Source organism: Saccharospirillum sp. MSK14-1 (assembly GCF_003054965.1).
In the GTDB taxonomy this organism is placed as follows: domain Bacteria; phylum Pseudomonadota; class Gammaproteobacteria; order Pseudomonadales; family Natronospirillaceae; genus Saccharospirillum.
Genome location: NZ_MIES01000033.1, coordinates 1,452,039 through 1,478,524 on the forward strand (window position 1 = coordinate 1,452,039; position 26,486 = coordinate 1,478,524).

Genomic DNA, 26,486 nt, shown 5'->3' on the forward strand with positions numbered 1-26,486 from the left:
CTATAGTCAAAAGACACAAAACCGTTTTCAGCGAGGGAAGCAGCGTGAAATCGCTCAGCATTCGAGCGCGTTTGATGGGCAGTGTCGCCTTCAGCGTACTCATTCTGGTCGCCATCAATGGCGTGATTAATTATCTGCAAGCGCGCAACAACTTAAGCGAGGCGGTGGAAGACCGGATTCAACGCTCCGGCTCAGCCACCAGTCGGTTTGTTGCGCATTGGCTGACTGCCAAGCAGGCGGTACTCGACGGCTCGGCCGACGCGCTGAATGCGGGTCGCGGTGTACTGCCCGTGGTGGCTCAGGGTGCCAGTGCCGGGGATTTTCTGTATATGTATCTGGGCACCAGCGGCGGGCGCATGCTGATTCAGCCGGAAACCGCCCTGCCCGACGACTACGATCCGCGCACCCGCCCCTGGTATCAGCAAGCCCAGCAGCAAAATGACCTGATTCTGACCCCGCCTTACGTTGATGCCTCCAGCGGCGATCTGGTGATGAGTTTTGCCCGTCCGGCGAACGGTGGCGTGTTAGCCGCCGATGTTGCCCTCACCGCCATTGTCGATGAGGTGCTGGGTGTGCAGCTGTGGGACAGCGGTTACGCAGCGGTCATCGATGGCAATGACAGCTTTATTGTCCATCCCGACGAAGAGCGCTTGAGCACAGCAGTAAGTGACCTGCTGGGCGACTTTACACTGAGTCACCAACCCAGCTCCGTCACCATCAATGGTGAAGCCTGGTTGGCCGCCAGCTTTGCCATTGCCGGCACCGACTGGGAAATTGCACTGCTCGCGCCGCACAGCGAAGCCTATGCCGAACTGGCAAACCTAGCCCTGAGCAACGGTCTGATCTCAGCACTGACCATCCTTATCGTGACCTTGGTGTGCGGCGTGGTGATTTCGGCCTTGCTGAAGCCGTTGATCGAAGTGAACGCCGCCATGTCGGACATCGCCCAGGGCGAAGCTGACCTGACCCGACGTCTGAAGGTGGTTCGCGACGACGAAGTTGGTCGACTCAGCCAGTCGTTCAATCGATTTATTGAATCCATCCACGAGTTGGTAGCCACCAGCCTCGATTCAGCTCACCAGTTAGCCAGCATGTCGGAATCGGCGCGCGACCGAGCCAAGGCCAACAACGACGCCATTCAGTTGCAGCAATCGGAAATCAGTCAGGTTGCTGCAGCCATTAACCAGATGTCATCGACCGCCGCCGAAGTCGCAAGCAATGCCAGCGACACCGCCGAGGCTGCCAAAAACGCCAACGAAGAAGGCAAAAAAGGCTCTTCCGGAGCCAGCGAAAACCGCCAGCGGATGAGCCGCCTCAGTGACCAGATTGATAACGCCACCACCGTTATCGGCAAACTAGACGACCAGGCGCAACAGATCAACGCCATTCTGGCGACCATTCAAGGCATTGCTGAACAAACCAACTTGCTGGCACTGAATGCGGCCATCGAAGCCGCTCGTGCCGGCGATCAGGGGCGTGGCTTTGCCGTGGTGGCCGATGAAGTGCGCGCCTTATCGCAACGTACACACGACGCCACGGGTGAAATTCAGTCGATGATTGAAGCGCTGCAAAATCAGACGCGCGACGCCGTCTCGCTGATGAACACCAGCAAAGAACTCACCGCAGCAACGGCAGAAAGCGCTCAGTCGGTAACGGCAAGTCTGGACATCGTGGCCGAGTCGATCACCGATATTTCGCAGCGCGCTTACACCATTGCCGAAGCGTCGCGTGAGCAAAACAGCGCCACCGATGAGATCAGTCGCATTGCCACCGCCATTCAAGACGCTTCCGACCGTCTGGCCGAAAACGTTCAGCAAGCCACGCTGGGGTCCGACAAACTGCATCAGGTCAGTGACAATATTCGTCAACATCTGTCGCGCTTTCGAACCTGAAGCACTGACCTCCATCGTTCTCGGCTTCCCTGTCGTAGCGTCAACCGTTACTCTACGCGCATCTTTGACTGCGACACGGGAAGCCAAGATGAAAGGCGCCTTTCTCGACCGCGGTACCTTCCCTGATGAGCTGGTATTACAAGTGCCAGCGGCCATCACCGATTGGACCGAATACCCTCTCACCCAGCCCGATCAACGCCTTGAACGCCTGACCGACTGCCAACTGGCGGTGGTCAATAAAGTCGTGCTCGATGCGCCTTTGCTGGCGCAATTGCCCAAGCTCGAATGCATTGCGGTGACCGCCACTGGCACCAACAATGTTGACCTCGACTACTGCCGCGACACCGGCATTACCGTGATTAACGCCGTTGGTTATGCCGCTGAAGCGGTCGGCGAACATGCGCTGATGTTGATGCTGGCGCTGGCGCGAAACCTCAAAGAATACCTGGCCGATGCCGATCAACGCGGTTGGTCCGACAGCCCGTTTTTCTGCAACCGGGTGGCTCCCATTCACAACCTCTCCGGCCGGACGCTGACCATCATCGGCCGGGGTGCTTTGGGTGATGCACTGGCCAACCGCGCTCAAGCGCTGGGCATGGACATTTGTTATGCCGAACGCGCCGATGCCGAAACCACCCGTCCTGGTTATACCGACTTCCAGACCGCACTCGGCCGAGCCGATGTGCTCAGCCTTCATTGCCCGCTCACCCCGGCGACGGCCGAACTGATGAACACCCAAACGCTGGCCATGGTGAAACCAGGATGCGTGCTGATTAATACCGGCCGAGGCGGTTTGATTAACGAATCGGATGTACTGGATGCATTGCGTACCGGTCAACTGGGCGGCGCGGGTCTGGATGTCGCGGCCAACGAACCACCGCAGCCATCGGACACCATCTGGCGACTGGCTGAGCATCCGCGTGTCATTGTCACCCCACACGTTGGCTGGGCATCGGCTGAAGCCATGTCGATCTTGTTGCGCCAGATCGAGACCAAGCTGGACAGCTGGATAGACGGGCGCCGTTGAATGGAGTTGTGACTTGTGGCCAAGAATAGCCGCCAAAAATATGGCATTATTCGTGCTTTAAAGACTAATAATCGATCGTGACACCGTTGTTGTTAAACCCTTGTTGTTAAACCATCGTTACTCACTTGAAGTGTTTATACATCGTTAAAGATCCCGGAACGGTGACATTTGCCGGTACCGTTCCGATTGGCCATCACCCTGTACGGCCAGTTATCAGCCATCACCCGGGAAGAGGGATGCCGGATGAACGTCATCGATATGTTGAAAGAAAAAACCGAACGCCTGACGCGCAATCAGGCGGAATTTCGTGACCTAATTGCACCGCAGTGGCGCGAGTATTGGAGCGAGCTGTGGCAAAGCGCGCGTAATTACCAATGGGTTAACTGGATTTTGGACAGTGACCATCGGTCGCTGGACGAAACCGAAACCCAGCCCAGTTGCGACAGCCCGGAAGCGGAAATGATGCGCCAGCAATTAATGGCGCAGATGGACAGCGTTGTCTACGTCGGTGAATGGATGACCGTCGAACAGGAACGCATCAATCAATTCGCTGAGGTCACCGAAGATCGTCAGTGGATTCATACCGACCCGGAACGCGCCGCTGAAGAGTCGCCTTTTAAAGCGGCCATTGCCCATGGCTTTTTAACCTTGTCGTTGATTCCGCGGCTGACGAATGCGGTCGACCCGGAAAACCCGCCGTACAAAGGCGCCAAGATGGTCGTCAATATGGGACTCAATCAGGTGCGCTTTCCGTTTCCATTGAAAGCCGGCAGCCGGGTTCGTGGCAGTAAGAAAATCGTCGGCGTGAAAATCGTCCGTCGGGGTCTGGAAGTGACCGAAGAGATCACCGTCGAAATCGAAAACATGCGCCGCCCGGCCTGTGTTGCCCAGACCGTTATTCGACTGGTCTATTAACGTTTATAAATGCCCCAGGCTGACCCGTTCGCGGTCAGCCAAATCATGCAGCGTTTTGATCTGGTGATATCCCGCCTGTTTAAGCAATTCACGCACCTTCTCGCCCTGTTGCCAGCCGTGTTCCAGAAACAGCCAGCCGCCGGGTTTTAACACCCGACGACCTTCACCAACGATGCGCCGAATATCCGCCAGCCCATGTTCATCGGCGACCAATGCTGAGCGCGGTTCGAAGCGCACATCGCCCTGCGCCAGGTGCGGATCTTGAGCATCGATGTAAGGCGGATTGCTGACCAACACATCCAGACTGGCATCGGCCAGCGGCATGCACCAATGGCCTTCGAGCACCTTAACCCGCAAACCCAATCGTTCGGCATTGAGCTGCGCCAGTTCAACCGCTTCGGCAATGCGATCAATCGCTACGATGTGCCAGTTCGGCCGTTCACTGGCCAGCGCCAAAGCGATGGCACCGGTGCCGGTGCCCAGGTCAGCCAGGTTCAGCGGTGCAGCGCTAAAGCGATCCAGCACCGCGGCCACCAGCGTTTCGGTATCCGGACGGGGCAGCAGCGTTGAAGCGTTGACCGCCAGCGGCAATGACCAGAACTCTTTCTCACCCAGAATATGCGCGACCGGCTCTCCGGCCAGACGACGATCGAGTAAGGCTTCAAAGGTGGCTAACGGTCCGGGCTCGACGGTTTTATCGGGCCAGGTGAATAACCAGGTGCGGGTTTGGCCCAATGCACGCGCCAGCAACAGATCGGCATCGAGCGCATCCACACCGCGTTCGAGTGCGGATTGCCGAACCGCTTTCACGGTCGTCACGAGGCCATCTCCGCCAGCAGACGAGCCTGATCTTCCTGCAACAAGGGCACGATGACCGGATCGAGATCGCCGGTCATGACTTCATCGAGCTTGTACAAAGTCAGGTTGATGCGGTGATCGGTCACGCGACCCTGTGGAAAGTTGTAGGTACGAATGCGTTCGGAGCGGTCACCGCTGCCGACCAATGAACGTCGGGTATCGGCTTGTTCCTGAGCGGCAGCACTTTGCTGGGCATCTTGCAAACGCGCCGCCAGCAACGACATCGCCCGGGCGCGGTTTTTGTGCTGCGAGCGCTCATCCTGACACTCCACCACGATGCCCGTCGGCAAATGGGTAATCCGAATCGCCGAGTCGGTTTTGTTAACGTGCTGACCACCGGCGCCAGAGGCGCGGAAGGTATCGACGCGCAACTGATTTTTATCGATTTCCACTTCGGCCAGTTCATCGGCCTCGGGCATCACCGCGACCGTGCAGGCCGAGGTATGAATGCGCCCCTGGCTTTCGGTCGCCGGTACACGCTGTACGCGATGCGCGCCAGATTCAAATTTCAGCCGCGAATAAACGCGCTCGCCGCTGATGCGAGTAATCACTTCTTTGTAGCCGCCGTGCTCGCCTTCGCTGGCCGAAAGAATTTCCAGACGCCAGCCCAGCTGTTCGGCGTAACGGGCATACATCCGATACAGATCACCGGCAAACAACGCTGCTTCATCACCGCCGGTTCCGGCACGAATTTCCAGAAAGACGTTCTTGCCGTCGTTTGGATCTTTGGGCAGCAGCAACACTTCGAGTTGCTCACTGAGTTCCGCCAAGCGGGCTTCGGCTGAACGGACTTCATCTTTGCCCAGTTCGCGCATGTCCGGGTCGCTGTCGTTGAGCATTAAGCGGGCATCGTCGAGATCGCTTTCGCTGCCTTGGTAATCTTCAAAACAGCTCACGACTTCTTCCAGTTCAGCGTACTCCTGAGAGTAAGCACGGAAGCGATTCTGATCGCCAATCACATCGGGTTCGGCCATTAAGCGGGCCAGTTCCTGATACCGTTCGGTCAAATCGGCCAGCTTGTGGCGGATGGAATCTTTCATGCGTTCGCATTCCAACTGTGGTTGCGGCAAACCGCGGTTTACAACGGCTTGGATAAAAAGATGAGTGCGGCTTAAGTCGCTAGGAATCTTCGAGATCGAACAAACGCGTTGCCCAGTCTCGCGCATCAGCTTCGCCGTCGCCGTGTGCTTTGCGCAGGGCGACGGTCGGCGCGTGCAGCAGTTTATTGGTCAGGCCGCGCGCCAATTGCTCCAGCACCTGTTCCGGGTCACTGCCCTGAGCCAGCGCCCGGCGGGCTTTTTCCAGCTCGCTGCTTTTCATGGCTTCGCTTTTATTGCGCAGCTGACGAATCACATCGGCCGCCTGGCGTTCCATCAGCGATTGATTAAAAGCATCGGTCGAGCGACCAATAATCTGCAACGCTTCTTTGGCCGCTTCACGACGACTGCGCACATTGGCTTCAATCACCGACTTTAGATCATCGACGGTGTAGAGGTAGACATCGCCCATGTCGCCCACCTCAGCTTCGATATCTCGCGGCACGGCAATATCGACCATAAATACCGGGCGATGGCGGCGTTTTTTTAACGCACGTTCAACCATGCCTTTGCCGATGATGGGCAACTGACTGGCGGTGGAACTGATGACGATATCGGCGTTGGGTAATTCATCGGGAATGTCCGACAGCAATACAGCGCGCGCGCCAAATTGTTCAGCCAGTTCCTGCGCCCGGGTCAGTGTCCGGTTGGCAACGACCAAATCGGTGACGCCTTTATCGCGCAGATGACGCGCCACCAGATCAATGGTTTCACCGGCGCCGACCAGCAACGCGCGGCATTTGCTCAACTGATCGAAAATCCGGGTGCTGAGGCTGACCGCGGCAAAGGCAACGCTGACAGCATTCTCGCCAATGGCCGTCTGGGTGCGCACCGATTTAGCAACGCGAAAGCTGTGTTGGAACAAATGATTGAGTTGCTGGCCGACCGAATCGTATTCCTGCGCCACAGCAAACGCCGACTTCAGTTGGCCAAGAATTTGGGGTTCGCCCAACACCATGGAATCGAGTCCGGCGGCAACACGCCCGAGATGCTCGATGGCTGGGCGGTCGACATGAATATAGAGCGCATCGCGCAATTGATTGATATCGACGTTGTGGTAGTCCGCCAGCCACTGCACCACCGCTTCAACGCTGCGTTCGTCCGCCGCGCAATAGATTTCGCTGCGGTTGCAGGTCGACAGAATGACGGTTTCTTCGATACCCGGTAACGACAACACCGACGCCAATGATTCCGACATGGTTTCGGGCGCAAAGCTGACCTTCTCCCGAATATCAATCGGGGCGGTCTGGTGATTGATGCCGATGGCCAGTAATGACATCTCGGGCGGGATCCACTCGCTATCGCTGGAAGGCGCGTAGTCTACCGATTTTACCGGTTCGAGGCGACAGCTCAGAGCCAGGAAACACCGATAGAGCGGCCTTTACACGGCTTTACTCAGTGCGAAAGCCTGCCTGTTTCGGCTGATGCAGGCGTCCCGACCTTCGTTACAAGCTTCGTTGCCCGGCGGCATAACCGCCTGAATGGGACAGTCCTATCACCATCTGGCACAATGACGCGCGCAGTCATGCCGTTTTTACTGATCAGGACAACCGTCATCGCATGAAGTCAGCTCACACCGAACACCGTTCCCGTTTTATTCACGTTTTGCCGTCACTCGCCCTGGCCAGTCTGGTGCTCAGTGGTTGTGCCACCGGCATGACGGCTTCAACTGAAACGCCGCAGAGCAGTCAGACGGCTGTCATCGAGCCGGAATCCGCCGAGCCTGCCATTCCGGCGACGCCGCTCGACGGCCAGAGTTTCTATCAGTTATTGCTGGCAGAAATTGCCACCAACCGGGGCGAATTCGGTACCGCAACCGAACTGTACAGCCACCTGGATAACCGCACCGACGATCCACAGGTCGCGCGTCGCGCGTCCGCGCTCAGTCAGTTGATCAACGACTACAGCCGAATGCAGACGCACGCCCAGCACTGGGTGGAACTGGAGCCAGAGGTGCCGGAAGCCTGGCAGGGACTGGCGGTTTCCAGCCTCGCCAACGGCGATTTCGTAACCGGTGAGCGAGCGCTGGATGCCTGGTTGAAGCTGGATGCGCAAGCCCCCGTAGAAACCGCCCTGATCGGCACGGGCCAATTAACGCCTCAGCGCCAAATTGAGTTAGCCGCTGTTTATCAGCGTTTGCAAAGCCAATACCCCCGATCCGCTGCCTTGCCCTATGGCAGCGCCAGTCTGCTGGCCGATGCCGGTGAATTTGAAGCGGCTTTCGCCCAGGTACAGCGCTCACGTCAGCTGTCCGACACGCCAGGAGCGGGCCTGCTGGCGTATCGCCTTCATCTGGAACGCAATGAGGTGGAGCAAGCACACCAGCTTATCGCCAACCTCGCCGAACGCTTTCCTGAAAACAGCCAGATCGCCAGCGCTTATGCCAGCTTTGCCTACAGCCAGGGCATGGCCGATAAAACCGAGGTTTTGGAGTCGCTCTTTAACCGCTTCCCCAACGAACCTTTGATCGTACGCACCTTCGCTCGTGAATCCTTCGAAGCCGGTGACTACGATACCGCCGAAGCCTTGTTCAAACGTCTTACACAAAGCGCCCATGCCGATGAAGCGCACTATTATCTGGGCCGAATCAACGTTGAATACGCTCGTCCAGACCAGGCCGCCAATCATTTTCTGGAGGTGCAGGAACCGCCCTTTGTCATTTCAGCACTGGCCGAACTGACCGAACTGTGGGCAGCAGACAACCTGGCTGAATTGCAGGATTTGCTGGCCCAGGCGCGCACTGAATTCCCGCAGCAAAACGCCCTTATCTGGCGGCTTGAGGCAGGTGCCATGCGCAGTCGTGGCGAACCGGAACGCGCCATTGCCGTGCTGAGCGATGGCCTGGAACAAAACCCACGTGATACGGCCCTGCTCTACGATCAGGCGCTGATCGCCACCGGTACTGGCGATTATGAACTGGCTGATCGCAACCTGAGTACCGTCCTGGACGTCGATCCCAATAACGCCTCAGCCTTGAACGCGCTGGGGTACAGCTGGGCCGATCGCAACCTGAACCTGGCGCAAGCCAAAGACTACATCGATCGCGCCTTGGCACTCGAACCCGAAGACCCGGCGATCATGGATTCCAAAGGCTGGGTGGAATACCGACTCGGTAATCTGGTGTTAGCCGAGGAATGGTTGCGCAAAGCGCTGGCGGAATTCGATAACGATGAAGTCGCCGCTCATCTGGCCGAAGTGCTCTGGGTACAAGGCGAGCGCGATGAAGCACTGCGTTGGTTGCGCCATGCGTTCGAGTTAAACGCCACCAGTCCTACCGCCGAGGGCATGGTTGAACGCTTCGGAGTGGAACTGTGAAACAGCTGCTGATTCTGGCGACGGCCCTGTTCGTTCTCGCTGGCTGCGCCAACCGCGATTCGCAACCCGATTTCGCCGACCTGACCGAAACCTGGGCCTTCAGCGGCAAGATGGCGGTCCGCAATGCGACCGAAGCCAGCAGCTTTAATGTGGACTGGGTACAATCGCAAGCGGACTTTGAAATTGAACTGAGCGGTCCGCTGGGTCAGGGGCGGGTTGAAGTCGCAGGCCGCCCCGGTCGCGTGACTCTGCGCCAAGGCGATGATGTCTGGCGTGCCCGCAGCCTCACCGAACTGGGCCAGCGTCTGGCCGACATGAATCTGCCACTCGATCATCTGCAATACTGGGTGCGTGGCCGAGCCTCCCCCCGCGACATTGGCACCCTCACCCTCGATAACCAGGGTCGATTGACCCGGTTGCAGCAGTCTGGCTGGACGGTCAGCTTTCCTGCTTATTATGGCGAAGGCGCCGATGCACTGCCCCGCCGTATCGACTTCGAACGCGATGATTCCAGCGGCCGGCTGGTGATCCGTAACTGGCTCGCCGACGCCAGTTAATGACCTTTCTGATCGAGCCGGTCTAAACCACCGACCGGCCACCTCACCCAACAACTGTCTGCACAAAAACCATCACAGCTGCGGACAGTTGTGCCCTACCTTCTCATCACCCCACTGAACCCACTGGAAAGATAACGGTATAACCATCGAATCAAACCCAACCGGCGCTGTTTTACCTTCTCGCTCAGTGACGCAAGAAACAACCCGACCCCACGCCTCATAGGATCCCGCCACTGCGGACAGAAACGCCCCCCTCCATTTAGGAATAACATGGCCAAAATGTGGAGTAGCTTCGATATAGCGAACTCCCACAACGGTACTATGGTGTATCTAGCAAGACCAAGGATGCAGTAACAAGGGAAGCTCAAAATGCTATTTGAACACCAGCGCGATTCGGTGGTTGGGTTGTGCTTGCAATTGTCCCGGCAAGGCTATTTTTCCGTCTCGGGTGGGAACCTGATGATGCGTCTGGATGACGACGTCGTTGCGGTCACACCTGCGGTTGCTGACTATCAACTTTTAACCGCTGCCGATATCGGCTTACTTCGCCTGAGCGATTTATCGTCCATCGAAACGTCTCTAAGCCCATCAGCTGACGCCAAACTGCACGCTCAGGTGCTGCGTCGTCGGCCAGAATTACAGTGCAGCATTCTCACTCATCAACCCTTTGCCAGTGCCTGCGCTTTACTGGGCGATGCCCTTGAAGTGCCTGCCGCCCAACACGCGGTTCTCGGCAAGCAGGTCAAGGTGGTCAGTTACGCTCTGATGGGAACCCACTGGCTGGCCAAGCGGCTCGAGCGAGCTGTCGGCTCCGATGCCAATGCTTGGCTCATCCGCCATCGCGGCGTGTTCTGCGCTGGCGTCGACAGTGCGGCTGCGGTGACCGTCATCGAGCAACTAGAACGATTGGCGGCCAATCATTTGCAAGAACGCATCTCATTGAGACTGAATTCAGAGCCGCCCACGGAAGTGGCTAAATTGACCGCCCTGCTTAAGGATTTGCACGAGGAAGTGGCCGATGACCGACCTGATCGAAACTCAGCGTAAGCTCTGGCAATCCAGCCGCAGCCAACTGATGCGCCAGCAACTGCTGCAAACACCGAGCGCCTGGCTGGCTATGCGCGTGCCCGGTGCAGACGGTTTCTGGTTTGGCAAAGCCACCGCAGAACGGCCGCAATGGATGGTCGGCGCCGGTAACGGGGAGTCGGCCTTGGCAGACCATTTATTTCGCAGCCGAACAGATGTGTGTGCCATCGCCGCGGGCTGTGGACGCTTCGGACATCATCTGTTCAGTTTGGAGGGGCAGATGCCGGGTGTTTTTGACGAACAGGTTCGTCACCTGGGAAAAATGCCATGGATCGGCCCAAACGACGTCCAACATCTCGATACCGGAGGCAACGTTCACTGGCTGGCGGGTCAGCCGCTGTTGCTGGGGACGACGGCGAACCGACTGGTACTGAATGCGGAATTATTTGAACAATGCGCCAAGGCCTACGTGTTGGCATCTGCCACCGGCCAGACCATTCAACCCCTGCCCTGGCTGGCGCGTTTTATAGCCAACCGACGGCTGCACAACGATCAGCGCGCCGCCGCCTTCCAGGTGATGAACGGCCAGCTGCCAAAGGAAAGTTACCGCTATTGAGTGCCGGGCTGGGCGCTGTCTTCGCCAGGAAGCGTCGCAGCCAGCGGTGCTTGGCCCTGCTTCATCCGCACCGCATTGGCATATTGACGTAACAGATAAGGCTTCAGGGTGTCGCGAGCACTGCCAACACGGCGCGCCAGCTGCTCAACTTCAGCATTGGCTGGCTCCGGGGAATCGCCCGCCAGGGTGGTATAAGCCCATTCGTTGGTTTCAAACACGCGGTACAGGTGGTGTACCTGTTCATCAATCGCTTCGGCCACCGCTTCGTCAGAGGCGTAGTCACCGTCCAACACATTGCCAAAGGTCAACTGGACCCGGCCTTTCCAACCGGTCATGCCTCGGGCAATGGACTGGATGTCTTCGTGAGCGCGCTTGCGATAACCGCCTTTTTGCTGCTGAGCGTACAGCTCGCGGGCCTTGGCCAGATCGAGCGGGTCGAGTTCGTAACTGATGCACACCGGCACGATGTTCAGTTCCCGGATGTAATCACCGAACTCACGATCGTCCGGTTTGCTCAGGCTGAACATATTGATGACGGCTGGGTTGGTTCGGTCGTAGCCATCTTTAGCACGACCTTCGCGCTGAGCGATCCAGACATTGGCGTTATCGACCGTGATGCAATGATGGATATAGCGCGACAATGTTTGTGCCGCCCGCCACTTGGCTTTGACGCCCTTAACGGCGCGCCGCACGATAAAACTCTTATTCAGCCGCATCAGATGCGACGCGAAGGGCTTGCTCAGCAGGTTATCGCCAATGGCAATGCGCACGGTCTGAAAACCCGCGTGATACAGCGCCCAGTTAACCATGGCCGGATCCATCACAATGTCGCGGTGATTGGAGACAAACAAATAGGCGGTGTTCGGATCGAGTTTATCGAGACCGCGAACCTCTAAGTCGGAAACCGACTTATCGAGAATACGCTTCACAAACCGCCGTAACCGCGGTTGAAAGTCATCGACCCGGCGAACCCCGCGAAACTGCCATTTCAACGCCAGCTTAACCAAAGGCCGGATCAACCAGGGCGCCTTGCGATTGAGCCCTGGTGCGATCCAGGAAGCAATGGCGCTGTGTAATTCAACGTCATTCACAGTGGCCTTGAGCATGGCCGGTAATTCGTCGTCGTGATACGGGCGAATGTCGTCAAATTCAGTGGTCATAACAGCCATTTCGCAGGGAATGAGTGCCGGCTACTCTACCCTATCTTTTTAGCAAAATCAGTCACTTGGCCCGGTCGAGGGCTCACACAGCCGCAACTGCTGAGCGTCGCAATCGATCGCGATAGTCGCCCCCACCGGCAACACCCACATCGGATCGGTATGCCCAAAGTCCAGGTGAGTCACCAAGGGCATCGCCAGTCCGGCCTCGTCACGCACACCCCGCAATAGCGCCCTATCATAATCGGCAAACTGTTCTGGCCGACAACCGCCAGGACGGCCCAGCAGAATACCGTTTAGACGACGCAATACGCCCATGGCATCCAGAGACCGAATGAACCGCAACAGACGATCCGGAGGCGGAGCCTCTTCCGAGGTTTCCATAAAGAGCACCGCGTCCTGCCATTGATCGAGCGTCGGCCACAGCGGTGTACCCGGCAGTTCATTGAGCGAGTCCATACAGCCGCCCAGCAAATGACCTCGCACCTCGCCACGGCCTTGCAACCACTGCCATTGGGTCGGCTGTTCGCGCGGCCGGGTAGGACTGCCGGCAATGGGAATGTCCCAGTCCACCACATCGGTCGACCAGACACCTTCGTTTTCAGGCAGTGTCCATTGTGGTTGCGGTTCAAATAAAGTGGCGCGCACGCTGTCGACCATAAAGGGCAGCAGACCGCCACGCTCGCCAAAACCGGCCATGATGGACGGACCATAATAAGAGCGCACTCCGGCGCGCAAACACGCCAGATGCGTGATGGTACTGTCGGAATACCCCAGAAAGACTTTGGGATTGGCACGCAGGACATCGAAATCCAGAAACGGCAGCAGGCGGATGGAATCATCGCCTCCAATGGTCGAGACCACACCGGCGATGTTGGGATCCGCAAAGGCCTGCATTAAATCATCCGCGCGGGCCGATGGGTTTTGTGCCAGCCAGTTCGCAGCGCGCAATGCATTGGGCATCGCCACCAATTCAACCCCGAACTCGGCTTCCAGCTGACGCTTACCCAATGCATATTGCTGTGGAAAAACACCCGGACCGCCCCAGGACAAACTGACCGCCGCCAGGCGATCACCCGCGCGTAAGGCACGGGGAATGTGTAATTGCACGATGACTGCCTTTTGATCGAGTACACCACTATCTCAACACTCCGTCCCAGCGATGCCAAGGCCTTGTCAGCACCGACGCCAAGCGCCAGACTTGAAAAGTCCGTGCTGACGACCACCTAAGGCTTTAATCGGCCTGTAACTTGAGACTGCCCAAGCCATGAGCGCCCGCGATGACATCTTGCAACTGCTTAAACGCAGCGACGCCCTGACGGCAGCCGACGTCGGCGCAGCGACGGGCCTGACCAGCATGGGCGCCCGCGGGCATCTGGAACGTATGGAGCGCGATGGCCTGGTGCACTGGCAGGAAACCCCCGGCGGTCGCGGTCGTCCGCGTCGACTTTGGCGCTTGACCCGTGACGGCCATGATCGCTTTGGTGATCGTCACGACCGCCTCACGGTCGAACTGATCAGTCAGGTTCGTCACCTGTTCGGCGAAGACGGCTTGGAGCGTTTAATCAGCGAACGCGAAAACAACCAACGTCAGCGCTATCGCAATGCACTAAACGATGTCGGCAACAACGCCGAAGCCAAACTGGATGCGCTCGCCAACGAACGGTCGCGCGAAGGTTATATGGCGGAAGTCATCGCCACCGACGGTGGCTGGGAATTGATCGAGCATCACTGCCCTATCTGCAGCGCCGCACAAGACTGCCAAAATTTTTGTCGTTCTGAGTTATCGGTGTTTCGGGACAGCCTGGGTCCAGACTTTCAGGTTGAACGCGCGGAACATTTGCTCAGTGACGGCCAACGTTGCCGCTACGCCATTCGTCGACGGGAAAAACCATGACCACCTATCGTTTCTTCGCTTACTTAAGTCGACTGCGTTGGATCAAACGCTGGGGACTCAAACGCAACGTGATCGAAGAAAACGTCATGGAACATTCCTGGCAAGTGGCAACCATCGCTCACGCTCTGGCGGTGATCCGCAACGAACAGTTTCAGGGCCAGTGCTCACCGGAAAGTGTCGCAACGGCGGCGCTCTATCACGATGTCGGTGAAATCATTACCGGCGATTTGCCGTCGCCGATTAAATACCACTCCAGCACCATCACCTCTGCCTACAAAGCGATTGAAGACGAAGCCGAACAGGAAATGCTGGCGCAGTTACCCGACTGGATGCGCAAAGCCTATACGCCTTATTTGCGGCATCAATCCATGGACCCGGAAGTCGCCGAACTGGTGAAGGCGGCCGATTTAATCAGCGCTTATTTGAAGTGTCAGTCAGAATTGAACGCCAACAACCAGGAGTTTTCCCGAGCGGCGCTCGATATTGAACGCAAAATTCGCAAGCTGGAGCATCCGGAAGCGGATTATTTTATGACCCACTTTGTCGAATCCTACCAACTGACGCTGGATGAATTACTGATTCAACACGAGAAAAACAACGGTCGTCGCTGAGCCGAATCAGCCCAAGCCAACCCCTTTGAGTACCACATGCGTCACCGTTTCCACGGCGGTGTTGTAGTCCGCTTCATCCAATTCTTCTGAATCCAGCGCCCACTGCACCTGGGTGGCAAAGTCAGCGTAGTGCTGGGTTGCGCCCCAGATTAAAAACATCAGATGCAGCGGGTCGACCGGGTCCATCTTGCCCGCATCAATCCACGCCTGCATCACCTTGGCACGGCCTCGTGCCCAGATGTGCAGATCGTCTGCCAGATATTTTTTCAGATGCGGAGCGCCCTGAATCACTTCGATGGCGAAAATTTTCGACGCCAACGGATGACTGCGTGAGTAACGAATCTTGGCGCGGATGTAGGCTCCGATGGCCTCAGCCGGGTCGTCATCCACAGTGGCATCGTTAAACGACTGATTCCACATGCCCAGAATGTCCGACAGCACCGCGCCATAAAGCCCGGCCTTGTTCTGGAAGTAGTACAGAATGTTGGATTTGGGCAACCCCGCCCGCTCGGCAATGGCATTCAATGAAGCGCCACGAAAGCCGTGCTGGGAAAATTCCATTTCCGCTGCTTTCAGAATGACCGCTTCATTTTGCTGCCGAATGCGTCCGGCTTTTTCCTTGGTCTGAAATTCTTCCTTCAGCCGTTTTTGGGCCTGATCGACCATGGTGGCGTCCTACACTGCAAAGGGATGATTTAAAGCACCTGCGTCCATTTCGTGCACAGGCGCCTTAACTTACTGATTCCGCGTTGTTTTTAGCTTATGGATGTTGTCTGACCATTGCAATAACGACGCACACCCGACACCCAGGTTGCCTGGGTTAAACGCTCGTCACCCAGAATGACCAGAGCAAACAATTGCTCATCAAGCGCTTCGACACCCTCAAGGCGCGTCGACAAATTGTGGCTGGCCGCCGGATTCAACACCACCAGATCCGCCTGTTTGCCGATGTCCAGCGTGCCGATGTCATCGCCCAGATGCAGCGCCTCGGCGTTACCCTGGGTGATCTGGTGCAACAACCAACCGGCCGATAACTTCTGGCCGCGAAGCTGCGCCACTTTATAGGCCTCAGCCGCTGACACTAATTGCGACAACGAGGTGCCACCGCCCACATCTGTCGCCAGACTCAGCGCCACGCCTTCGGCCTGCGCACGTTGGAAATCAAATAAGCCACTGCCGAGGAAGGTATTGGAAGTCGGGCAAACCGCCAGACGCGCACCATTACGCGCCAGCGACTGCCATTCGCGATCGGTCAAATGCAGACCGTGCGCCAGGACAGCGTGGTCGTTCAGCAAGCCATAACGTTCATAGACGTCGACGTAGTCTTTGGCATCGGGAAACAGCGACTGCACCCAAGCCACTTCATCCGGGTTTTCCGACACGTGCGTCTGGCTGTAAAGGCCGTCCGCGAGCGTCATCAAGGCGCCAGCGCCTTCCAGCTGTGCTTCGGTCGAGGTCGGTGCAAACCGCGGTGTGACCGCATAGCGCAAACGGTCGCGACCGTGCCAGCGTTCGATCAAACGCGCACTGGCGTCAAACCCGCTTTGGGCGGTATCGCGCAGAAAATCGGGGCAATGACGATCCATCAACACCTTGCCAGCAATCATTGCCATGCCGCGGCTTTGGGCAGCTTCGAACAGCGCATCGGTGGCGTCTTCATGCACAGTACCAAACACCATGGCCGTGGTGGTGCCGTGCGCGAGCAAACTGTCGAGGAAGGCACTGCTGGCCTGGCGTGCCACGGCGGGATCTTCGAATCGCCGTTCAGCAGGAAAGGTGTAGCGCTCCAGCCAATCCAGTAACTGTTCACCCCAACTCGCCATTACCGGCATCTGAGCGGCATGAACGTGGCTGTCGATAAAACCGGGCAGTAACCAGGCATTGCCATAATCGTAGATGCTGTCGAAGGCGTTGCGTGGCCAGGGCAAGTCGGCACGATCGCCGTGCCAATGAATGCGGCCATCGGCTAATACCAGCGCAGCCTGAGGCTGATGGCGGAACTCAGTCGGAGTTGGAAAGTCGAGCGTTTGAGCCAGCAGCAATGTCGCGCCGGCGGGAAGGGCGGTCTCGGTCATGACGGCCTGAGGGGTAGTTGATACGGGCCAAGGATAGCAAAGCTGACCATGCGGTCAACTCTTCATCCATTGCCCGAACCACGACACCCGTTATTCAGGGCAACCACAGCTCAAAGCTGGCGCCGCCCTGGTCATCATTCGACAGCTTGATGGTACCGTGTTGCTTACCGTTACGGTGCAAGCTGGCAATCTGATAACAGAAGAACAATCCCAGGCCGGTGCTGCCGGTCTGAAAGTTGACGTCACCCTGCTCGTCTTCGGTGCCCATAAAATTGAGCATCTTCTCCGGGTAGCCTTCACCGTTATCGATCACCCGAATCGACAAACCACCGTCGCGTTCCGCTACCTGTACGTCCACGCGGTCTTTGGTGTAACGGATGCAGTTGGTCAGAATATTCGCCAGCACACTTTCGATCAGCGCCGGATCCATGTACCAAACGCAATCGCGGTCCTCCATCTCGATGTTCAGCTCGATGCCCAGCGCCGCGAGGCTTTCGGTGTAACGGGAACTGGCATCCTGCACCACCTCTTCCACCGGCACATCGTCGAAGCTCGGATGAAAGGTGTTGTGGTGCATGCGGTACAAACCCAGCATGTGCACCAGGTCGTTATTAATACGACCGGTTTCCAGACGAATACGATTCAAATACGCCGCGCCTTCCGGGCTCGCCTGTTCAACCTCAGCCATCACGTCGCGGATCTGGTCATCTATCAGACTCAGAGCATTTTTCACATCATGAACGGTCGACGCCATGATGGTGTTCATGTCGAGTTCCAGCTTATTCATCGACTGCCTCGTCATTGAGCGATGACTGCGCCATCGGTCAGATCGTTGAGTTTGGAGCGAATGGTCAGGTAGCGATCGTACTGATAGTGATCGCGTGGCAGGTAGCTTAGTCGCTTGACCAACTCCACGCACTGATCGAGTCGCTGCTTGGTCGGCGAACCGGTGCCCACTTCCAACAGGCTCGACTGCACCAGGTTAAGAATAATGCCCGGGTGACGCGGCGACAGCTCCAGGGCTTCCTCGAACTGACCCACTGCCTCGGTATAGCGCTTCTTCTTGTAGTGCTCGATACCCTGAATGTTCATGTGATGCGCTTTTTCGCGCGACTCGGCCGTGGTTGTCGGCTCGGTCTGAACCTGATTCAAACGCTCCAGGAAAGCCTTGGACGAACGGTGGTAATCACGCAGCTTGTCGATCAGCTCGTCCGCCAGTTCGTTCTCGCCTTTTTCGTAGATGATTTCCGCAATATCGACGGCGCTGTCCTGAGACAGCTCTTCCATCTTGCGAGACGCCTTTTGCGCCAACTCTTTAATAAAGCCATCGGCGCGGGCCCGCGTATCCTGCGGATCGTTCAGGAAGGAACGATAAGCGCGCGATACCAGATCGGCATCGGTATCGTCGGGGAAATTCTTCATTAACTTCTTTAGGTACGTCATCGCATCAAGACGTAACCGGCGACGCTGCGCTTCGTTGGTTTCCAGCGCCATCCGCGTCCGGGTGGCCCTCAAGGCATCTTTATAGACATCCGGTGCGTCGTGCATGGTGCCTTCGCACAGATTGACCACCTCTTTATATGCGCGGGTGGCCGTGGCCAGATCCCCATTACCGGTCGCTACCTTGGCCAGACTGCGCTGACGCGGAATGCTCAACGGCGAGCGCTCCAATGCCTGCTCCAGTGTATGCTGAACGTGCTCGGGTTGCTTCAGCATGTTCTGCACCTGAGCCAGCAAATCGTAGGCGTCGATCAGATTGGGTTCTTTGTTGATCAGGTTGCGCAGGCCTTTTTCCGCCTTTGGCAATTCCTTACGGGCTACCTGAATGCGGTGAACTTCCAGGCGCGCCCAGGGGTATTCGCGTTCTTTGAGCACAATGCCGAGGAATTTGGTGGCGTCTTCCAACCGATCCAGCTTCAGCAACGCCTGATGGTATTTGCGCTGTGCCCAGGAGCGATACCGGCTCTTGCTCTTGATCAGATCGCGGCACATCTTGGCCACTTCGGCCCAATTGCCTTTATCCAAAGCGGCATTGACCGGCCGCAGTTCTTCTTGCCGGTCCATCCAACGCACCAGACGCTGTTTGAGCGTATCCATGGCAAAGGGCTTGGCCAGGTAATCGTCCGGTTGGAATTCCAGGGTGCCCATCACCCGGTCACGCGAGGTTTCGGCGGTGATCATGACGAAGATGGTTTCATGCGACAGCCAGCCGCGCTTACGCCACTCTTCCAGCAGCTGAGACCCGTTTTTACCCTTTTCCAGGTTGTAGTCGCACATCACGATATCGAGCTTCTGCTCCCGAACAATGCGGGTGGCCTCATTACCGTGTGCTGCTTCAAAAACATTTCGAAGCCCAATGGAAGTAATCATGCTTTTGATCGACTTACGCACGTTGGCAAAGTCGTCGACCAACAAGACGTGCTTATTGAGCGAATCTGATAAGTCCAAACCCATTAGGGCTCCTTTATTACTGCACCAGCGTGGCCGGCATACCAATTAATAGGCCGCACTGTTAAACTGATCACAAAGTGGACAATTCACGGTCAGATAAAGCTCTAACCGCGTGGTTGACCGCACCAAATAAGGTTACTTTGCGAACTGATAGGCAAACTGCACCTAAGCATAGCAACCAACGCACAACTTAAGTAGTTCCCAGCCCGATTATTGCAGTTATCGTCCATTTGACGCTGCAATTGAGGACGGGATCATTTGCCACGGACGAAGTATCAATGGATTTTTCTTCTCGCTCCCGCCGCTGGACTGGCTTCTTCTCTGCATTCGCACTCGCTTCCGCGCTTTCGTTTCCGTTGTCGGTGACGGCCGAATCGTCGACTAACAACGGCCCGGTCGTATCACTCGATCAAGATGTTAACGGCCCCGTGCTCGAAGAATTTATCAGCATGATTCGTGCCGACCAGTGGGAGCCCGCCCGAATCATGGCGCCAGAACTGCTGGAGCGTTTTGAAGGTACACCGCGCTTCGATTTCTACTACGCCCAGTTACTGCTGCACGATGGCGAAACCCGCGAAGCCATATTCGCCCTGGAACGCGTGCTGATTCTGCAGCCCGAACAACACCGCGCCCGGCTCGATCTGGCCCGGGCTTACTATGCCAACAACAACCTGGTGCGCAGTCGTACCGAGTTTAATCGGGTGCTGGCCACCAACCCGCCGCCGCAAGTGCAAGCCAATATTCAGGCGTTTCTCGATCGCATTACGGCCATCGAACGCGCCCGCGACCGTCAGTTCAATCTGTTTGCTGGTTTTGAAGCCGGTTACGACACCAACATCAATGGCGGTGGCAACGTCGACGGCCAGCTCGACCCTAACCTTCTGGGGCTGACGGATCTGAGCGAGGAATCATTGGCCGTCGACAGCGTCTATACCCAATATCGATTCGGCGCCCGCTTAGTACAACCGACCAGCCTGAAGACCGGCCATGTGTTCGGCCTGCTGGGCCAAAGTACCCGCTACCCGAGCGACAACGAAGCGTTCAACCAAACGCGCCTTACCGGCCAATACCGCATCCAGCAGGCTTTGCCGCGCAAATCGCGGGCTCAGGCCTCGGCCAACCTCAGTCAAACCCTGGTCGGTGGTGAGGCCTATCAGTTTTCTGCCGCTTTAAGTGGTCAGGCAACGACGCCGTTGGGTAGCCAATGGGAAGGCGGTCTGGCCGCTCAGTTGAACATGGGCTTTGCACAAAGTGACAGCGCCGCCGATAGCAGCACCGACGCCGTCGGTATTTTGCTGACCTCCGCCTCAAACAATCGCCGTCACCGCTTCGATTCTCAGTTCGTGCGTTTTCGCCGGGGCGGCAACAGCGACGGCCATTTGGAATGGAACGGCTTCAGTAATCGCTACAGCCTCGGCTGGCAATGGCCGCGTAACCTGACCAGCGATTTCGCCTTCCGCCACGACATTCGCACCTATCAAGACGACGACCTGCTGTTTTTAGAGAACAGCAGCAGCAACCAGACCAAAATCCGCAAAGACCAACTGATCACCGCCGATCTGGGTCTGAGCTGGCAAGCCAAGCCCTGGTTACAGACCCGGACGGGCGGACGCCTGGAATGGCTGATATCCAACATTAACGCCTATGATCGTGATCGGCTGGTGATCAACCAGTCGGTAACGCTGACGTTCTAGGAGTCGCAGTAATGAACGTATTGTCTTCCTTCCACCGCATCGCGCTGGTGCTGGCGCTGTTAATGCCAGCCCCACTGTGGGCTGCGGCGGGCAAGGTGGTGATTGCCACCGGCGATGTATTTGCCGTCAACGCCCAGGACCAACGCCGTCTGCTGCAACGCCGCTCCGATGTGTTTGAAGGCGACATCCTGATTACCGGCGCTGACAGCGCCCTGCAATTGCGCTTTGAAGACAACGCCATCCTCGCCCTGCGTGCCAACTCGCAACTGCGCATCAGCGAATACCACGGTGCCATCGGCGGCCAAGGCGAACGGGTGTTGATGGACTTATTGGCGGGCGGCTTTCGCACCATCAGCGGTAGCTTTGGTAAATCCGACCGCGATGCGTACCAGGTGCGCACGCCCACGGCCAGCATCGGCATTCGTGGCACGCACTATGAAGCAGTATTTCAATCGGAAACGCTGACCGTGGGTGTGTATGAAGGCGGCATCTCGGTCACCAACGAATTCGGCACCCTCGATCTCGGTCTGGACAGCGACTTCCTCTACGCTCAGGTGCAAACCGGCAACCTGCCCCAAGGCTTGCTGAACCCACCGGCCAATCTGAACGTGCCGAGCACACCGCAGTCTGATGCTGGTGGCGAGAACGACGAAGCCAGCGATGACGACAACGAGTCCGATTCTGGCAACGCACCGGACAACGATATTTCCGACCTCAACAACGACGACAGCCAGGCACCGAGCAACGATCCGGACAACACCACCCTGCCCATTCCCGACGCCGATGAAATCAGCGACGACGATTTCGACTTCAGCGCCGTGGAAGATGGCATTGAAGATCAGGTCGATCTGCAAGACCCGGACAGCGTCGTTGAATTATCGAGCAGTGAAATAAACGCCCTGAAAAGCGACGGCAAGGTAACCGGCATCATGGTATTTGCGCCCACCAACGGTGGTATCGACCCAACACCGAACGCCGTGCCCATGGTGGTTCACAGCGGCCAAACCGGCGGTACCAATATCGGCAGTTTCTTTGTCGCCTACGACACCCAGACCGGTCAGGAACTCGACGATAACTTTTACCTGCCCAACCTGGTCATACGCACCGACGGCCTTGCGGGAACAGCCGGCGTCGATAGCGGTAACGGCAGCGATTTATCAGCGCAGGTACATTGGGAACACTGGAATGAAGACGGCGACGACACCTATGACATTGAAGCCGGTGACACCTCTGACTTTAATGCCGGCGTTACCAGCGAATCGTTCTTTTTTATCCAGGCAGAACCCACCACCGCAAAGCTTTCCGGCACCAGTTCCTTTGAGCTTTGCTCAGGGTGCTACGCGGTGAATGGTATGGGCGATCTGACCAATAGCACGGTGAGTGGCAGCATGGACGTTAACTTCAATGATTTAAGTGCCGACGGCAGTCTGAATTTTCTGGGTACGAATGACGGCGACTGGAATCTAAACTTCAACGGCAACATCAATGGCGCCGCCTTACAGGCTTCGCTCTATAACAGCGATGTAGAAGGCACATCGTTAAATGGCAGCGTCACGGGGATCTTCACCGGAGGCAGCAACAATTTGCAGTTCGCCGGTGGTTTTAGTGCTACCAGCGATTCAACGCAAGAAGCCTACGGCGTATTTGTAATGGATGAAACCGATCCATCGCCACCCGAAAACTAAGACCGTTTTTTTTCAAGGAAGAACCACGATCAGGGCAGTACTTATCCACTTACGGATTTAGCAGGACGCACCATGAAAACACGCACATTCAGCACACCCCTTCTACTGGTTTTACTGACCGTTCTGGTGCCGCTCAACAGTTGGGCCGCCGCGGGCAAAGTGGTTATTGCAGCCGGCGACGTGTTTGCCGTTGATGCACAAGATCAGCGCCGCGCGTTACAGCGCCGTTCCGATATTTTTGAAGGCGATACCCTGGTGACCGGCGCCGATGGCCGACTGCAACTGCGCTTTGAAGACAATGCCATTCTCGCCCTGCGCGCCGATTCGCAATTGCGCATCAGCGAATACCACGGCGCCACCGACACCCAGAGCGAACGCGTACTGATGGACCTGCTCGGCGGCGGCTTCCGCACCATCAGCGGCAGCTTTGGCAAGTCCGAACGCGACGCTTATCAGGTGCGCACGCCGAATGCCAGCATCGGTATTCGCGGCACGCATTACGAAGCAGTCTTCCAATCGGAAACGTTAACCGTGGGTGTGTACGAAGGCGGCATCGTCCTGACTAACGATCAGGGTTCCTTAAACCTCGGTCTCGACAGCGACTTCGTCTTCGCTCAGGTACAGGCCGGTAACTTGCCGCAAGGCCTGCTGAACCCGCCAGCCAATCTGAACGTGCCAAACACCCCAGAAACCGGCTCGGATGAAGACGGCGACGAAGACGACAGCAACGATGAAGACGGTGGCACCGACGCCGATAACGGCGACGGCGATCTCACCAACGACAGCGCCGAAGGCCCCACCGACGACCCGGATACCGGCGTCATCACCAGCGCCGATACCAACAATGATTTCGACACCGGCGACTTTAATCTATCCGACTTGGAAGACGCCTTTATCGAGCTGCAAGAAAAGAGTGTGGTGTTGACGGACGCTGAGCGAGCTGTGTTAAACAGCGGTGACATCACTACGGGAATCGTCGTATTTGCACCATCCGATACCGGCAGCAATGGACAACCAATTTCGGAGAATGGTCCTATTTTAGTGACCACTGGTACGATATTTAACGAACAACAACCTCCATCTTCGTTTTATATTGCATACGATGGTCAAGATCTAAGCAACAACCTCTACGACCCACCCAATTTCATTCTCCGACCTGACGAAAATAGTTTTCTTGAAAACCAAGGCGACACTTTTTTTAACTGGCAAGAGTGGAGTTCTGATGGGGGTGTAGTAGGAGTTGTCGATGCAGGCAATAATACAGGCTTTAATTCCGGTGGAGTTGACCAACCGTTTTTTTATATCGAAGTCGAACCTACAACGGCTGCTTTGAGTGGCGAGGGTGTCATGACCTTCTCTAATTCACTTTCCAATATGCAGACAAACCTCAATTTAGATTCGTCGTTTGCAAACTTAACCGTAGATCTTGGCACTTTAGCTGCCGATGGGAATATATACTTGAGTACATCAGATGAGCTCAGCTTTTCAGAGTGGGATATTGGTTTCTCTGGGCAAGTAACTGGTAGTACTCTTAACGCTGACGTAACAAGCCCTAGCCAGCTCACTCACTACGACAACAGTGATGAAAGTATTATCGATCAACTTAAACTCGACGGTAACGTGAGTGGTGTATTCACTGGCCAATCTGGAGAGATGCAATTCGTTGGCGGCTTTACTGCGGAGACAACAAGCGAATCCAATGATGAAGAAGTATATGGAGTTTTCACTCTCGAAGAATTCAACGGGCAAGAACCAAATTTCTAAATAATTGTTGAAGATACATTTAAAAAATGCCGGCTATCTAGCCGGCATTTTTTTCTAACCCTACAACCAAACCATCAATCAACCCAAACCCAGGGCACTTCCAACCCAAGCTCTACACCGTCGGCCACCGGGAAATCCCGACCCGCGATGCGCTTGCCCTGGGTTGATCCGATATACGTCGCCCAATTACCCACCTCACTCTTGCCAACCAGACTGAGTGTCACACTCAGCGACCAATAGGCCGAAGGATTGACATCGAACTCCTGATAGCTGTTTTCAACCGCAGGCCAATTGTAGTGAGCCGCAATGCCAAACCACACCGGGCCAGCATACAAAGGGCGGTCGTAACCCGCCCCGACGTATAGGTTATTTACCTCAAACGACGCCAGGTAGAAGTCGTCAGAGGCGGGGTCACTGTCATAGTGAAAGTCGACATCAAAGGACGAAACTTCCCAACCGATAAAGCCTTTCCACAAACCGGATTTGTAGGTGAGGTCAACGCCGCCCACCAAGAAAGTACTTTGCAAGTCGTCAAAAACCGGCTGCAATTCCGGCCGGCCATTGTATATCAGCTGCTCATACACCTGGTCAGCATTGGCGTCGTTGAAATCCTGATAACGCAGATAAAAACGGTTGGAAAAACCCGATTCGGCCTGAACCACAGAGGCACAGCCGACCAACACCAACGCACTCACCCCAACGACCCGACAACGCATACCCACAGCCACAACCCAAAAGCGCCAACCACCAGCCGCCATCATAGGCCATAGCAACTTTAAACACCGAACGGAGAATCAACCTTTTACCCTACCCCTTCAATCGGCTTGCATTCCCGTAGCATTTGCCTGCCCTGCAAACACAAAAAAGCCCATGCTTTTTCAAACATGGGCCTTTTCGATCCTATGGATTACTCAAATTTAATGCTCTGGTACAAATCCCCAGTGGCAAATACATTGCCATCTAATTCAGCGCTAACCCCAATAGTCAGCTGCCCATCAGCATCAAAAAAACCCAGCCCGGTAATAGCTACTTCAGTACCGTCATAGGACGCTGCGCCTTCAACGCTGTAAATATTGGCACTCTCTTTTGAATACTGACCTTCGGCACCATCGCCATTCGCATGTTCCGCCGTAAAGGTCAGATCGGAATTAACCTGCAGCGTTGTGCCGGTTCCATTGACTGACTCCCAACTCCCATACAACTCTGGATCATCAATATCGACATCCAGTTCTTTCAGGCGCTCCAGCTTCACATCAACACTGATACTGGTTGGTTCTACTACGAACGTCGCACTGCCTACCAGATGATCGTCATCTTCTATTACTAAGTTAAACGACACTTCATTGCAGGAGAAACCCAGCGGCTCATCTCCGTCTTCATTGCAAACTACACCAGAACCGCTAACACCTTTGCCATCCAGCTTTAATGAATCAGCATCCCGGCCGACCAGAGTGTTTTCACCGTCCGTTCCCATAAAACGCCCTTCTGGATCAACAACGATGGTCTGCAATGGCTCAAACTCATCGCCGGTGTCGATCGATACCTGCCAGTGCCCACTGACATCAAAAGACAGCAACGGCTTACCACCGTCTTCCGAATTACATCCCGCCAAAAACATTAACGTTGTAATAATGCACAACCACTTATTCATCATGATTCAACACTCCCTGTGTCATTGATTGGGTACGTCCATTGCGGACACCCATCTCTAGGAAGGCTGTCGAACACTGTCCAGAAAAGCAGGCTGAGGTTAGCGGGATTTTACTCAGCAGTGTGAATCAATTAGCACCCCTCAAACCCACTGGCGATGGATTGTTTGTTTTTTGACCGGAAACGAACCCAGGGACCC

23 protein-coding genes are annotated in these 26,486 nt (G+C 56.2%); 12 read left to right on the forward strand and 11 right to left on the reverse strand.

Annotated features, from left to right (window positions below):
• The first annotated feature begins 44 nt into the window (after positions 1 to 44).
• The 3 genes from BGP77_RS15835 to BGP77_RS15845 all read left to right on the forward strand — a co-directional run bounded on the left by BGP77_RS15835 (position 45) and on the right by BGP77_RS15845 (position 3,834).
• Positions 45 to 1,892 (forward strand): methyl-accepting chemotaxis protein, encoded by a 1,848-nt coding sequence (locus BGP77_RS15835; RefSeq protein ID WP_108165674.1) that lies wholly within the window; start codon positions 45 to 47, stop codon positions 1,890 to 1,892.
• Positions 1,893 to 1,980: 88 nt separating this feature from the next.
• On the forward strand, positions 1,981 to 2,919 hold the full coding sequence (locus BGP77_RS15840) for a D-2-hydroxyacid dehydrogenase (protein ID WP_108165675.1): 939 nt from the start codon (positions 1,981 to 1,983) through the stop codon (positions 2,917 to 2,919).
• 243 nt (positions 2,920 to 3,162) lie between these two features.
• Positions 3,163 to 3,834 carry a MaoC family dehydratase gene (locus BGP77_RS15845; protein ID WP_108165676.1) on the forward strand — a complete coding sequence of 224 codons (672 nt, stop codon included), beginning with the start codon at positions 3,163 to 3,165 and terminating at the stop codon, positions 3,832 to 3,834.
• Between the two features lie 3 nt (positions 3,835 to 3,837).
• Here the strand turns inward: BGP77_RS15845 and prmC are convergent, their stop codons facing one another.
• The 3 genes from prmC to hemA all read right to left on the reverse strand — a co-directional run bounded on the left by prmC (position 3,838) and on the right by hemA (position 7,068).
• Entirely contained in the window at positions 3,838 to 4,653 is an 816-nt protein-coding gene (gene prmC / locus BGP77_RS15850; RefSeq protein WP_108165677.1) for a peptide chain release factor N(5)-glutamine methyltransferase, read from the reverse strand.
• Positions 4,650 to 5,732: a peptide chain release factor 1 gene (gene prfA / locus BGP77_RS15855; RefSeq protein ID WP_108165678.1), complete on the reverse strand. Its 1,083-nt coding sequence runs from the start codon at positions 5,730 to 5,732 to the stop codon at positions 4,650 to 4,652. Before prfA ends, prmC begins: the two co-directional genes overlap by 4 nt.
• A 79-nt stretch (positions 5,733 to 5,811) precedes the next feature.
• Positions 5,812 to 7,068: a glutamyl-tRNA reductase gene (hemA, locus tag BGP77_RS15860; RefSeq protein ID WP_108165679.1), complete on the reverse strand. Its 1,257-nt coding sequence runs from the start codon at positions 7,066 to 7,068 to the stop codon at positions 5,812 to 5,814.
• Positions 7,069 to 7,349: 281 nt separating this feature from the next.
• On the opposite strand from hemA, the gene BGP77_RS15865 reads away from it, so the two are divergent.
• The 4 genes from BGP77_RS15865 to BGP77_RS15880 all read left to right on the forward strand — a co-directional run bounded on the left by BGP77_RS15865 (position 7,350) and on the right by BGP77_RS15880 (position 11,303).
• Positions 7,350 to 9,104, forward strand: coding sequence for a tetratricopeptide repeat protein (locus BGP77_RS15865; protein ID WP_108165680.1), 1,755 nt, complete (start codon positions 7,350 to 7,352; stop codon positions 9,102 to 9,104).
• Positions 9,101 to 9,661, forward strand: a complete 561-nt coding sequence (gene lolB / locus BGP77_RS15870) for a lipoprotein insertase outer membrane protein LolB (RefSeq protein ID WP_108165681.1) — start codon at positions 9,101 to 9,103, stop codon at positions 9,659 to 9,661. Before BGP77_RS15865 ends, lolB begins: the two co-directional genes overlap by 4 nt.
• 369 nt (positions 9,662 to 10,030) lie before the next feature.
• The gene (locus tag BGP77_RS15875) at positions 10,031 to 10,708 is read left to right on the forward strand and encodes a class II aldolase/adducin family protein (protein WP_108165682.1); all 678 of its coding nucleotides are present in this window, start codon (positions 10,031 to 10,033) and stop codon (positions 10,706 to 10,708) included.
• On the forward strand, positions 10,680 to 11,303 hold the full coding sequence (locus BGP77_RS15880) for a hypothetical protein (protein ID WP_108165683.1): 624 nt from the start codon (positions 10,680 to 10,682) through the stop codon (positions 11,301 to 11,303). Before BGP77_RS15875 ends, BGP77_RS15880 begins: the two co-directional genes overlap by 29 nt.
• Here the strand turns inward: BGP77_RS15880 and BGP77_RS15885 are convergent.
• Positions 11,297 to 12,463, reverse strand: coding sequence for a 1-acyl-sn-glycerol-3-phosphate acyltransferase (locus BGP77_RS15885; RefSeq protein ID WP_233252375.1), 1,167 nt, complete (start codon positions 12,461 to 12,463; stop codon positions 11,297 to 11,299). The two genes, BGP77_RS15880 and BGP77_RS15885, sit on opposite strands and share 7 nt — an antisense overlap.
• 57 nt (positions 12,464 to 12,520) lie before the next feature.
• The gene (locus tag BGP77_RS15890; protein ID WP_233252376.1) at positions 12,521 to 13,570 is read right to left on the reverse strand and encodes a S66 peptidase family protein; all 1,050 of its coding nucleotides are present in this window, start codon (positions 13,568 to 13,570) and stop codon (positions 12,521 to 12,523) included.
• Positions 13,571 to 13,727: 157 nt separating this feature from the next.
• Here BGP77_RS15890 and BGP77_RS15895 point away from each other — a divergent pair, with 157 nt between their 5' ends.
• Positions 13,728 to 14,357, forward strand: coding sequence for a metalloregulator ArsR/SmtB family transcription factor (locus BGP77_RS15895; protein ID WP_108165686.1), 630 nt, complete (start codon positions 13,728 to 13,730; stop codon positions 14,355 to 14,357).
• Positions 14,354 to 14,968 (forward strand): 5'-deoxynucleotidase, encoded by a 615-nt coding sequence (yfbR, locus tag BGP77_RS15900; protein WP_108165687.1) that lies wholly within the window; start codon positions 14,354 to 14,356, stop codon positions 14,966 to 14,968. The genes BGP77_RS15895 and yfbR overlap by 4 nt, the downstream gene beginning before the upstream one ends.
• 6 nt (positions 14,969 to 14,974) lie before the next feature.
• Here yfbR and BGP77_RS15905 read toward each other — a convergent pair whose 3' ends face one another.
• From BGP77_RS15905 to BGP77_RS15920, 4 genes are all read right to left on the reverse strand, one after another.
• Positions 14,975 to 15,634, reverse strand: a complete 660-nt coding sequence (locus tag BGP77_RS15905; protein ID WP_108165688.1) for a TetR/AcrR family transcriptional regulator — start codon at positions 15,632 to 15,634, stop codon at positions 14,975 to 14,977.
• 89 nt (positions 15,635 to 15,723) lie between these two features.
• Positions 15,724 to 17,043, reverse strand: coding sequence for a guanine deaminase (guaD, locus tag BGP77_RS15910; RefSeq protein WP_108165689.1), 1,320 nt, complete (start codon positions 17,041 to 17,043; stop codon positions 15,724 to 15,726).
• A gap of 94 nt (positions 17,044 to 17,137) precedes the next feature.
• Entirely contained in the window at positions 17,138 to 17,830 is a 693-nt protein-coding gene (locus BGP77_RS15915) for a sensor histidine kinase KdpD (protein WP_158269408.1), read from the reverse strand.
• Positions 17,831 to 17,841: 11 nt separating this feature from the next.
• Entirely contained in the window at positions 17,842 to 19,497 is a 1,656-nt protein-coding gene (locus BGP77_RS15920) for a tetratricopeptide repeat-containing response regulator (RefSeq protein WP_108165691.1), read from the reverse strand.
• Between the two features lie 275 nt (positions 19,498 to 19,772).
• Here BGP77_RS15920 and BGP77_RS15925 point away from each other — a divergent pair, with 275 nt between their 5' ends.
• The 3 genes from BGP77_RS15925 to BGP77_RS15935 all read left to right on the forward strand — a co-directional run bounded on the left by BGP77_RS15925 (position 19,773) and on the right by BGP77_RS15935 (position 24,637).
• Positions 19,773 to 21,188, forward strand: a complete 1,416-nt coding sequence (locus tag BGP77_RS15925) for a tetratricopeptide repeat protein (RefSeq protein ID WP_108165692.1) — start codon at positions 19,773 to 19,775, stop codon at positions 21,186 to 21,188.
• Between the two features lie 11 nt (positions 21,189 to 21,199).
• Positions 21,200 to 22,873: a FecR domain-containing protein gene (locus tag BGP77_RS15930; protein WP_108165693.1), complete on the forward strand. Its 1,674-nt coding sequence runs from the start codon at positions 21,200 to 21,202 to the stop codon at positions 22,871 to 22,873.
• 72 nt (positions 22,874 to 22,945) lie between these two features.
• Positions 22,946 to 24,637 carry a FecR domain-containing protein gene (locus BGP77_RS15935; RefSeq protein WP_108165694.1) on the forward strand — a complete coding sequence of 564 codons (1,692 nt, stop codon included), beginning with the start codon at positions 22,946 to 22,948 and terminating at the stop codon, positions 24,635 to 24,637.
• Between the two features lie 74 nt (positions 24,638 to 24,711).
• Here the strand turns inward: BGP77_RS15935 and BGP77_RS15940 are convergent, their stop codons facing one another.
• Entirely contained in the window at positions 24,712 to 25,353 is a 642-nt protein-coding gene (locus BGP77_RS15940) for a hypothetical protein (RefSeq protein WP_146171272.1), read from the reverse strand.
• A 191-nt stretch (positions 25,354 to 25,544) separates the two neighbouring features.
• A complete protein-coding gene (locus BGP77_RS15945) occupies positions 25,545 to 26,291 on the reverse strand; it encodes a hypothetical protein (RefSeq protein WP_108165696.1) in 747 nt (248 codons plus the stop codon).
• Positions 26,292 to 26,486: the final 195 nt, after the last annotated feature.

Coding starts and splice junctions, on each gene's coding strand:
- BGP77_RS15840 (WP_108165675.1), top strand. CDS start 1,981: ATGAAAGGCGCCTTTCTCGACCGCGGTACCTTCCCTGATGAGCTGGTA.
- BGP77_RS15845 (WP_108165676.1), top strand. CDS start 3,163: ATGAACGTCATCGATATGTTGAAAGAAAAAACCGAACGCCTGACGCGC.
- prfA (WP_108165678.1), bottom strand. CDS start 5,732: ATGAAAGATTCCATCCGCCACAAGCTGGCCGATTTGACCGAACGGTAT.
- hemA (WP_108165679.1), bottom strand. CDS start 7,068: ATGTCATTACTGGCCATCGGCATCAATCACCAGACCGCCCCGATTGAT.
- BGP77_RS15865 (WP_108165680.1), top strand. CDS start 7,350: ATGAAGTCAGCTCACACCGAACACCGTTCCCGTTTTATTCACGTTTTG.
- BGP77_RS15875 (WP_108165682.1), top strand. CDS start 10,031: ATGCTATTTGAACACCAGCGCGATTCGGTGGTTGGGTTGTGCTTGCAA.
- BGP77_RS15880 (WP_108165683.1), top strand. CDS start 10,680: ATGACCGACCTGATCGAAACTCAGCGTAAGCTCTGGCAATCCAGCCGC.
- BGP77_RS15885 (WP_233252375.1), bottom strand. CDS start 12,463: ATGACCACTGAATTTGACGACATTCGCCCGTATCACGACGACGAATTA.
- BGP77_RS15895 (WP_108165686.1), top strand. CDS start 13,728: ATGAGCGCCCGCGATGACATCTTGCAACTGCTTAAACGCAGCGACGCC.
- yfbR (WP_108165687.1), top strand. CDS start 14,354: ATGACCACCTATCGTTTCTTCGCTTACTTAAGTCGACTGCGTTGGATC.
- BGP77_RS15905 (WP_108165688.1), bottom strand. CDS start 15,634: ATGGTCGATCAGGCCCAAAAACGGCTGAAGGAAGAATTTCAGACCAAG.
- guaD (WP_108165689.1), bottom strand. CDS start 17,043: ATGACCGAGACCGCCCTTCCCGCCGGCGCGACATTGCTGCTGGCTCAA.
- BGP77_RS15915 (WP_158269408.1), bottom strand. CDS start 17,830: ATGAATAAGCTGGAACTCGACATGAACACCATCATGGCGTCGACCGTT.
- BGP77_RS15920 (WP_108165691.1), bottom strand. CDS start 19,497: ATGGGTTTGGACTTATCAGATTCGCTCAATAAGCACGTCTTGTTGGTC.
- BGP77_RS15925 (WP_108165692.1), top strand. CDS start 19,773: ATGGATTTTTCTTCTCGCTCCCGCCGCTGGACTGGCTTCTTCTCTGCA.
- BGP77_RS15930 (WP_108165693.1), top strand. CDS start 21,200: ATGAACGTATTGTCTTCCTTCCACCGCATCGCGCTGGTGCTGGCGCTG.
- BGP77_RS15935 (WP_108165694.1), top strand. CDS start 22,946: ATGAAAACACGCACATTCAGCACACCCCTTCTACTGGTTTTACTGACC.
- BGP77_RS15940 (WP_146171272.1), bottom strand. CDS start 25,353: ATGCGTTGTCGGGTCGTTGGGGTGAGTGCGTTGGTGTTGGTCGGCTGT.
- BGP77_RS15945 (WP_108165696.1), bottom strand. CDS start 26,291: ATGATGAATAAGTGGTTGTGCATTATTACAACGTTAATGTTTTTGGCG.